Origin of the sequence: Mesorhizobium sp. M7A.F.Ca.AU.002.02.1.1 (assembly GCF_003998535.1) — a bacterium.
GTDB lineage: Bacteria > Pseudomonadota > Alphaproteobacteria > Rhizobiales > Rhizobiaceae > Mesorhizobium > Mesorhizobium ciceri.
The window spans coordinates 1-2,391 of the sequence record NZ_RZPB01000852.1; the positions used below are offsets into that span (position 1 = coordinate 1).

At 61.1% G+C, this 2,391-nt stretch carries 2 protein-coding genes and 1 pseudogene; all 3 read left to right on the plus strand.

Translation table 11 applies throughout. The annotated features are described in order from the left end of the window. The coding region (locus tag EN879_RS32295; protein ID WP_127274535.1) for an aldehyde dehydrogenase family protein at nucleotides 1-561 on the plus strand (561 nt) is incomplete at its 5' end. A 17-nt stretch (nucleotides 562-578) separates the two neighbouring features. After that, nucleotides 579-1,751: an iron-containing alcohol dehydrogenase gene (locus EN879_RS32300; protein ID WP_063168961.1), complete on the plus strand. Its 1,173-nt coding sequence runs from the start codon at nucleotides 579-581 to the stop codon at nucleotides 1,749-1,751. A gap of 242 nt (nucleotides 1,752-1,993) precedes the next feature. Beyond that, a pseudogene (locus EN879_RS32305) lies at nucleotides 1,994-2,391 on the plus strand (ABC transporter substrate-binding protein); the annotation flags it as partial.

The following is a 2,391-nucleotide window of genomic DNA, read 5'->3' on the forward strand; positions in this document are numbered from 1 at the left end:
GTCTATGACGAATTCGTCGAAGGCTTCATCGCCGAGACAAAGAACTATGTCGTCGGCAATCCGCTCGATCAGGCGACGACGATGGGACCGATGGCGCAGGCGCGCTTTGCTGACCTGATCCGTGAACAGAAGGCGGAAGCGCTGCGCAAGGGTGCCAAGGCGCACATCAACATGAAGGTGGCTAACGACAAGGCTGGTTCGCCTTATCTGGCACCTGAGGTGCTGACAGAAGTCGATCATCAGATGAGCGTCATGCGCGAGGAAAGCTTTGGCCCGATCGTCGGCATCATGAAGGTGCGCAACGACGAAGAGGCGATCGCGCTGATGAACGACAGTCCCTACGGGCTGACCGCTTCGATCTGGACGCGCGATACCGAGCATGCCGTGGCGATCGGCAACCGCGTCGAGACCGGCACGGTGTTCATGAACCGCTGCGACTACCTCGACCCGGCCTTGGTCTGGACCGGCGTCAAGGACACCGGCAAGGGTGCGGGCTTGTCGGCCATCGGCTACGACAATCTGACCCGGCCGAAATCATTCCATCTGCGCGAAGCCATCTGATTTATTGAAAGACAAAAATGTCCAAGCTGATCTCCAAATGGAACTACCCCACCACCGTCCGCTTCGGCGCCGGCCGCATCAAGGAATTGCCTGAGGTGCTGGCGGCCACCGGCATCAAGCGGCCGTTGTTCGTCACCGACCCTGGACTGGCGAAACTGCCGGTCGTCGCCTCGACGCTGAAGATACTCGACGACGCCAAGGTTCCTTACGGCGTCTTCTCCGAGGTCAGGCCTAACCCGGTCGAGTCCAATCTGACCGCCGGCATCGCCGTGTTCAAGAAGGGCAAACATGACGGCGTCATCGCCTTCGGCGGCGGTTCGGCGCTCGATCTCGGCAAGCTGATCGCCTTCCAGGTCGGGCAGGTCAGGCCGGTATGGGATTTCGAGGATGTCGACGACTGGTGGACGCGCGCCAATTCGGACGCCATCGCGCCGATCATCGCCGTGCCGACCACCGCCGGGACCGGATCGGAAGTTGGCCGCGCCGGCGTTATCACCAATGAGGCGACGCACACCAAGAAGGTCATCTTCCATCCGAAACTTTTGCCAGCAATCGTTATTGCCGATCCGGAGCTGTCGGTCGGCATGCCCGGCTTCATCACCGCCGGCACCGGCATGGATGCGCTCGCCCACTGTCTCGAGGCCTATTGCGCGCCGGGCTATCATCCGATGGCCGACGGCATCGCCGTCGAAGGTGTGAGGCTGGTCTTCGAGAACCTGCCGAAGGCCTATGCCAACGGCAGGGATCTCGTCGCGCGCGCCCACATGATGAGCGCCGCCGCCATGGGCGCCACTGCCTTCCAGAAGGGGCTCGGCGCCATCCATTCGCTGTCGCATCCGGTCGGTGCGCTCTATGACACCCATCACGGCATGACCAATGCGGTGTTCATGCCCTATGTGCTCGCCTTCAACCGTGACTCCATCGAGGAGCGTATCGGCCGGCTCGCCGCCTATTGCGGCATCAAGGGCGGCTTCGACGGGTTCGCCAAGGCGATTATCAAGCTGCGCAAGGAATTGAAGGTGCCGCATGCGCTGCCGGGCCTTATCAAGGGGCTCGACATGGACAAGAAGCGCAAGGCGCTGATCGCCGACATGGCGGTGGTCGATCCGACCGCCGGCGGTAACCCGGTCAAGCTGACCAAGAAGGCGGCGCTGACCTTGCTCGAAAACGCCATTGCCGGCACGGTCTGAGGCGTTTTCCGCGCCGCAAAGTGATCTGAAAAGGGGCTATGAAAACAAGGGGGAGGATGACGGGCAAGGCACAAACTAGTTAGCCGGAAAAAGAATCGCGGAGCGATTGCTACATCAGGTTAAAAAGAGTTTACTTTTTCGCACTGCGAGCAGCCGCTTTCACAAAGCTTTCATCTGGCTGTCACATGAAAACGATACCGCATCGCAGGCGTCCAACGGCGTCAGTTCAACGGAGAGAACACATGTTCAAGTTCACGGGGAAAGTGCTTTCCCTTTCGGCCGCGGCGCTTTTCGCGTCGACGGTGATTTCGTCCGCGGATTCGCTGGACGATCTCGTCAAGGCTGCCAAGGCGGAAGGCCAGCTCACCACCATCGCGCTGCCGCATGACTGGTGCGGCTATGGCGATGTCATCGCAGGTTTCAAGGCGAAGTATCCGGAAATCACCGTCAACGAACTCAACCCCGACGCCGGCTCCGGCGACGAGGTCGAGGCGATCAAGGCCAACAAGGACAACAAGGGCCCGCAGGCGCCCGACGTCATCGACGTCGGCCTGTCCTTCGGCCCGACCGCCAAGGCCGATGGCCTGATCCAGCCTTACAAGGTGTCGACCTGGGACTCGATCCCCGACAGCGCCAAGGA

What these genes read in the sequence shown, in the direction of transcription:
- EN879_RS32300 (WP_063168961.1), top strand. Translation starts at nt 579, where the DNA reads ATGTCCAAGCTGATCTCCAAATGGAACTACCCCACCACCGTCCGCTTC.